This window comes from Candidatus Gastranaerophilales bacterium (genome assembly GCA_028696075.1).
GTDB lineage: Bacteria > Cyanobacteriota > Vampirovibrionia > Gastranaerophilales > JAILCC01 > JAQVHS01.
The window spans coordinates 147,412-154,087 of the sequence record JAQVHS010000004.1 but is presented as its reverse complement, the minus strand read 5'-3'; the positions used below and the strand labels follow the sequence as shown (position 1 = coordinate 154,087).

The 6,676-nt window shown below is 36.2% G+C and carries 6 protein-coding genes and 1 tRNA gene; 3 read left to right on the top strand and 4 right to left on the bottom strand.

Features of this window, described 5'->3' with window-relative positions; genetic code table 11:
• The 3 genes from rfbF to PHX18_04440 all read right to left on the bottom strand — a co-directional run.
• A partial coding sequence (rfbF, locus tag PHX18_04450) for a glucose-1-phosphate cytidylyltransferase (GenBank protein MDD3593861.1) occupies positions 1-634 on the bottom strand: 634 nt, incomplete at its 3' end.
• Position 635: 1 nt separating this feature from the next.
• Positions 636-2,198, bottom strand: a complete 1,563-nt coding sequence (locus PHX18_04445; GenBank protein MDD3593860.1) for a glycosyltransferase — start codon at positions 2,196-2,198, stop codon at positions 636-638.
• Positions 2,199-2,610: 412 nt separating this feature from the next.
• Positions 2,611-2,686: transfer RNA gene (locus PHX18_04440), tRNA-Lys, on the bottom strand.
• 145 nt (positions 2,687-2,831) lie between these two features.
• On the opposite strand from PHX18_04440, the gene PHX18_04435 reads away from it, so the two are divergent.
• On the top strand, positions 2,832-3,959 hold the full coding sequence (locus tag PHX18_04435) for a homoserine O-acetyltransferase (protein MDD3593859.1): 1,128 nt from the start codon (positions 2,832-2,834) through the stop codon (positions 3,957-3,959).
• Positions 3,952-4,578 (top strand): methionine biosynthesis protein MetW, encoded by a 627-nt coding sequence (gene metW / locus PHX18_04430; protein MDD3593858.1) that lies wholly within the window; start codon positions 3,952-3,954, stop codon positions 4,576-4,578. Before PHX18_04435 ends, metW begins: the two co-directional genes overlap by 8 nt.
• Before the next feature lie 109 nt (positions 4,579-4,687).
• Here the strand turns inward: metW and PHX18_04425 are convergent, their stop codons facing one another.
• Complete coding sequence (locus PHX18_04425; protein MDD3593857.1) at positions 4,688-4,897, bottom strand: DUF378 domain-containing protein; 210 nt, start codon at positions 4,895-4,897, stop codon at positions 4,688-4,690.
• 209 nt (positions 4,898-5,106) lie between these two features.
• Here PHX18_04425 and PHX18_04420 point away from each other — a divergent pair, with 209 nt between their 5' ends.
• Positions 5,107-6,357: an S-layer homology domain-containing protein gene (locus tag PHX18_04420; GenBank protein ID MDD3593856.1), complete on the top strand. Its 1,251-nt coding sequence runs from the start codon at positions 5,107-5,109 to the stop codon at positions 6,355-6,357.
• The last annotated feature ends 319 nt before the right edge of the window (positions 6,358-6,676 follow it).

The following is a 6,676-nucleotide window of genomic DNA, read 5'->3' as shown; positions in this document are numbered from 1 at the left end:
GAGTCCTTTCAAATATTACATCATTGCCATCGGAAATGTAGTCGAGAACTTCCGGCTGGCATACAAAATATCCGCCGTTAATCCAACTTTCATCTCCCTTTGGTTTCTCCATAAAAGAGGTAATCATATTGTTGTCTTTTATTATCAATGCGCCAAAACGACCTGAAAGCTGCACTGCTGTCATTGTTGCCAGTTTCCCTGATTGTTTATGAGCAGCTATAAGGTCGTTAATATTAACATCACAAACACCGTCGCCGTAAGTAAGCATAAAAGGTTCGTTACCGATATAATCCTTTGCTTTTTTAATCCTGCCGCCTGTCATGGTATTTTGTCCGGTGTAGAGCATAGTTACCTTCCAGGGTTCATGTCTTGTTTTATGTACTTCCACCGTGTTATTTGCCATATCTACGGTTATATCCGAGTATCTGTTGTAGTAGTTTACAAAATAGTCTTTGATAATATGCGACTTATAACCCGTTAAAATAACAAATTCGTTAAATCCGTAATAGGAATAAGTCTTCATTATATGCCACAGAATAGGCTTGCCGCCTATTTCTACCATTGGTTTCGGTTTCAGATCGGTTTCTTCTGATAATCTTGTACCAAGTCCGCCTGCAAGTATAAGTACTTTCATGTTATTCACCTTTCAACTTAGATATTATGTTATTAACGTTATCCTTTGTAAGTCTTTCATACAGGATGTCTTTATTATTTATAATTTGCTCTTTTGTTAGCGTCGAAAAATCAAACTCAAGTATTTTTTCAATTATTTCAGGTTCAAACCTGTACTTTATAACTTTAGCGGGATTGCCTCCGGCTATTGCATAAGGCGGAACGTCTTTTGTTACAAGGCTCCCTGCTGCAATAATCGCGCCTTGTCCTATAGTAATGCCCGACATTATTATAGAATTTTCTCCAATCCAAACATCATCTTTTACTATGATAGGACCTTTGGAAGCGGCTTCCGATACTTCGGAGAAAAATTTTACTTTGAATGGATATGTAGAAAACCCTTCATACGGATGATTTCCGCCCAGCATAAACTTAACATTCGGAGAGATTGAAACATAGTTGCCTATTATAAGTTTTTCATTATCCGTACCCCAGGATTGTACGTTTAAGTTTCCGTAAGAATAATTCCCTGCGGTTACTAAGTTTATATCAAATATATTTTCGACGCTGATATCATTATGTAAATTATTTTGCCGCCATTCTGCTCTGAAATTGTCAAGTCCTTGCGGTGCGTTGCTCATATATTTTAAGACTTCTTTCGCAATTCTTTCATTATTTTTGTTTAAGCGTTTTAATCTTTTATGATGCATATATTGCTTTATTATATAGGCGAATGCCGTATAGAAAAATAAATCAAACCAACATGCACGTAAGTGATAGAAATAATTGCCTTTATTAAAGTTGTATTGTTTGTCAAAATCAAAGTAATAAGGGATTATATGATTATATAGTGTTTTTTTCTTTTCCGCCTTGTAAACAGATGGTTTTAAGCAGCCTTTTTTTACACATTCGTTTAAAATTTCAAAGTAATTTTGTCCGAAAACTTTTGCTATATTGTATCCTGACTTATCATTTGTATTTAGGACATTAAATAAATATTTTGAGTTTACGAACGATTTTTTACCTTCGGATATCAGTGTCAATATCCAATTAACCTGAAGGAGTTGATTTTTGGCTTTTTCTGTCATATCAGGCAATGCTTTAAAATCATCAGCCCTAAGACACAAACCGCCAATCCAGGTAATATAAAATGAAACTGTTGATACAAATGCATTCATATCAAGGCATTCTTTTGTTTCGGCAGTATTACCGTTAGAGAAGAATATTACGGATTTACCCTGATTGTTTTCTACGGTTTGAAGCATTTCATATAAAGCGCCGGGTATAAGAACAGCCGTATCATTGTGAAGCTTTAAAAATTTGCCTGACGCTGAATTTAAAACCGCCATAAAGTTTTTATCGCCGCCAATGTTAGTTTCCTGTCTTATATACTTGATTTTTTGGGGGAACAAATTTACGTATTTAAGCGCAGTTTCTTTTGTTTTATCGGTAGAAGCATTGTCAGAGATTACTACCTCAAAATCATCAGAGCTTAGAAATGAGTTTTGGCGCACTATAGAACTTAAAGTTCTTTCAAGTGCCGGCTCCCTGTTGTAAGTCGGAATACATATAGATAACAATGTCATGTAAATCTTACCCTTGGAAATTAAATTTTACTATTCTACCTTTAAATTTTAGCATGAAAATGAAACTTGATATGGTTATGTAAATAATTAGCAGGCAATTTTTATTTAGCAGTTGTAAAAACGTGAAACGATTTATAACTTGATAACAAAAAAGACCCTCTGTGAGGGTCTTTAAAAGTGGTGCGTCCACTGCGATTCGCAAGCCGAAGCTATGCGTAGGCATTGAGATTAATGTTCGACCGATAGGTCCTGCGTTCCATAACAAAAAAAGACCCTCTGTGAGGGTCTTTAAAAGTGGTGCGTCCACTGCGATTCGCAAGCCGAAGCTATGCGTAGGCATTGAGATTAATGTTCGACCGATAGGTCCTGCGTTCCATAACAAAAAAAGACCCTCTGTGAGGGTCTTTAAAAGTGGTGCGTCCACTGCGATTCGAACGCAGGACCTATCCCTTAAAAGGGGAGTGCTCTACCTGCTGAGCTATGGACGCTTATTTTAAGCAACCACTCTTATAAAATAACAAGCACATATTTGAACGTCAAGCACCAATTTAAATATTTAGAAAAAATATTTTTTTCGGTTTGTGCAGCGGTCTTTTTTTGCTAATATATTTAAGCAGGTTATTCGAGGTAATAATGATAGAAAAATCAGTGGGTTTAACGGAAACAAAGTATTTTACCATAGAAGAAAAATTGAAGTTTGAATGCGGCGAACTTTTTGGACCTATAACCGTTGCATATGAAACTTACGGACGCTTAAATCCTTCTAAAGACAATGCAATTTTAGTGGTACATGCCTTAACCGGTGATGCCCATGCTGCGGGATATCATTCGGAAAGCGATATGAAGCCGGGCTGGTGGCATGACATGATTGGACCCGGAAAGGCTTTTGATACCGACAAATACTTTGTGATTTCCTCGAATATTCTTGGCGGCTGCAAAGGGACAACGGGACCTTCTTCAATTAATCCCGAAACAGGTGAGCCTTACGGTATCAGTTTTCCTGTTATAACTATTGAAGATACTGTGGAAGTTCAAAAAAGACTTGTTGATTATCTTGGCGTAAAGGCTCTTCTAAGCGTTGCAGGCGGTTCAATGGGCGGCATGCAGGCTCTTCAATGGAGTATAGCATATTCTGACATGGTAAAATCCGCCATTATTATTGCTTCTACGAGTAAACTTTCCGCACAGGGCATTGCTTTTAACGCAGTGGGCAGAAATGCCATCCTATCTGACCCTGATTGGAACGACGGTAACTATTATAATCAGGAAAAAAAACCTGACCGGGGGCTTTCTATAGCAAGAATGGTAGGTCATATTACTTATCTGTGCGAAGGAGCCATGCACAATAAATTCGGAAGAAGGCTTCAAAATAAAGTTAACCCTGATTTTTCCATGGATATTGATTTTCAGGTAGAAAGCTACTTGCAGCATCAAGGCGAGGTCTTTGTTGACAGGTTTGACGCAAACAGTTACCTGTATATTACAAAAGCGGTTGACTACTTTGATTTGGGTAAAAAATATGGGTCTTTATCAGAAGCCTTTAAAAATACCAATTCAAAATTTTTAATTATGTCTTTTAATTCAGATTGGCTTTTTCCCACTGCCCAATCTAAAGAAATGGTGAATGCCCTAATGAATTTGAACAAAACAGTATCTTTTTGCGAGATAGACTCACCATGCGGGCATGACGCCTTTTTGCTGGAGTATGAAACACAGACGAAAATTATAAAGAGTTTTTTGAAGGATATTAAGAATGACTAGCCATTACAGCACATCTAAAGGATTACACCTTAATTACGAATTGATAAGCGATATAATTCCGCATAATTCAAGGGTTTTGGATTTAGGCTGCGGCAGCGGCGAGTTGATGAAACTTTTGGTTGATAAAAAATCCGCCAAAACTATTGGGGTTGATATTAACCAGGCTAATATAATAAGCGCTATAGAAAAAGGATTATCTGTTATTCAGGGCGATATTGATGCAGGCTTAAAAGAATTTGCCGATAATTCTTATGACTTTGTTGTATTAAATCAAACCCTCCAATCTACGCATAATCCTGAATTTGTTTTGCAGGAAATGCTGCGGGTAGGGAAAAGATGTGTGGTAAGTTTTCCTAATTTTGCCTACTGGCGTGTAAGGTCATTTTTGTTCTTTAACGGCAAAATGCCCAAGTCTAATATTTTACCGTTTGAATGGTATGATACGCCGAATATCCACCTTTTGACCATAAACGACTTTTTTGACTTTGCGCGCAAAAGAGATATAAAAATCTTGCACAAAATTTATACAACCAGAGCAAAAGTTAAAAAGTATTTGCCTGTAAGCTTTTTCCCTAATCTGCTTGCGGAAGAGGTCATTTTTGTGATTTCAAAATTTTAAGCTGTTATTACTTCAAGCTGTTTACTATTTTGTACAAAATCTCGAGTTTTGAACAGGTTTTATTGTCTAAAGCATAACTGTTTGAGTATGCTTGGGACAATAAACGTTGTTAATCTTCCATGCACTCGCAAGGCATAAATATTTCCATAAATATTAACACCAGCGCGGCAAGTCCTACTAATATGTAGACCAATTTGCTTAATAAGGTCATGTCTCCAAATAAAAATGCCACCAGGTCAAAATTTACCAAGCCTACAAGCCCCCAATTTAAAGCTCCTATTATAACCAGTACTAATGATATATATTTTAAATATTTCATTTCAAATCTCCCTTTTTCTTATTCAACATGATAAGGGTTTCATTCTTTGAACAAAACACCCGTTCGGGTAATTTAAGTATTTTAAAAGAAATAATGTAACTGTTATTGTAATTTGGCTTCTAAAAAAAAAATTTTTTGATATAATAAATTCAATATTAGATTGTTATATAATAATGCGGATTTTTTAGCAGAAAGTTGAGGACTAAAAAATGAAAAAGATTTTAGCGGTTTTAATGGGCATATTCTTATTTGCATTCACTGCAAATGCCCGCCAAATTACTGATGTGCCTTCTAATTATTGGGCGCATAAAGAAATCCATTCTGTTGTAGCGGATGGTATTATGACAGTATCGGCTGACGGTAAATTTAACCCCGAGGCTGCTGTTTCAAGAGTGAGCTTTGCAGACATGGTACTTAAAGCTCTTGAAAATGACAGATTTCAAATTACTATCACAAACAAATTTACTGATGTTGATTCAAATACGCCTAAATTTGACAGCATTATGAGAAGTGAACAGTTAGGTTTGGTTTACGGTTATCCCGACAAAACCTTCAGACCCGACAGAATTATGACAAAAGCTGAAGCTAACTCTGTAATGAGCCACATTACAAAAGATACGGTATCTGATGCTTCTCTTTTAAACGGTTTTGTTGACAAAGGCAATATTCCCGCCTGGGCTTTGAAAACTTATGAAAAAACAGTTAAGTATGGTTTGTATGTTAATTATCCTGACGCTAAAGAGTTTTTACCAGCAAAAGAATTAAACAGAGCAGAAGCTGCTGTTTTATTATACAAATTAAGAAATGCTCTTAATCTGGTAAAAGATCAATATAAATTAAAAGAAACTATCCTAAAAACAGAGCATTTAAGCGTTGTAGCTAATGCACCCAACAATACTGTTCAAATTACAAACATTAGAAAAATTATTGATGTTAACAATGTAATTAAAGTTGCATTTACTACTCACTTTAACTCTAAAAACTATAACGAAGGCGATAACGTCTATTTTGTACTAAAACAAGATTTAGTTACCGATGAAGGGACGCTTTTATTCCCTGCAGGTACTGAGTTTACAGCTATGGTTGATAAACTTGATGACCCTCAGTGGCTGAATAAAAACGCTAAGTTAACATTGGATTTCAAAGAAGCTAAAACACCTTGCGGAGAAAAATTTATCATTAAAGGTAAAGTCTTCGTAAATGACGGCGTACTTGAAAGCAATTGCTGGCAAAAGCCTCTATGGTGGACACTTGGCGGTGCTGCTGTAGGTACCGGCGCAGGATTGGGTATCGGTATTCCTAACGATGAAACGGGAAAAGGTCTTGCTATCGGTATTCCTTGCGGAGCTGCTGCAGGCGCTGTTGCCGGATTTGTAACTCCGGGCGTGAACTACGGAGCGAAAGAAGGACATGAAATTCCTGTTCTTATTACTTGCCCTGTAAGTATCTATAATAAATAATCATTTATTATAATAACCTTAAAACGGACTCTCTTTTGAGAGTCCGTTTTTATGTATATAAGAACAAAAAACAAACAGCCTGCCCCTAAACATCTCTCAGCGAAAAAAATTATAAGCATGCAAACAAACAGCCCGCCCCCGAACATCTCTCAGCGAAAAAATATAAGCATGCAAACAAACAGCCCGCTCATCGCGGGCTGTAGTATTTTACTACTTAAGATGCTATAGAAGCATATTGTTATTATGTACAAAAATTGAAAATTTTAAACCTCATTTTATGGTTTTTATTGTAAAATTAACATAAATATACATTATGGAG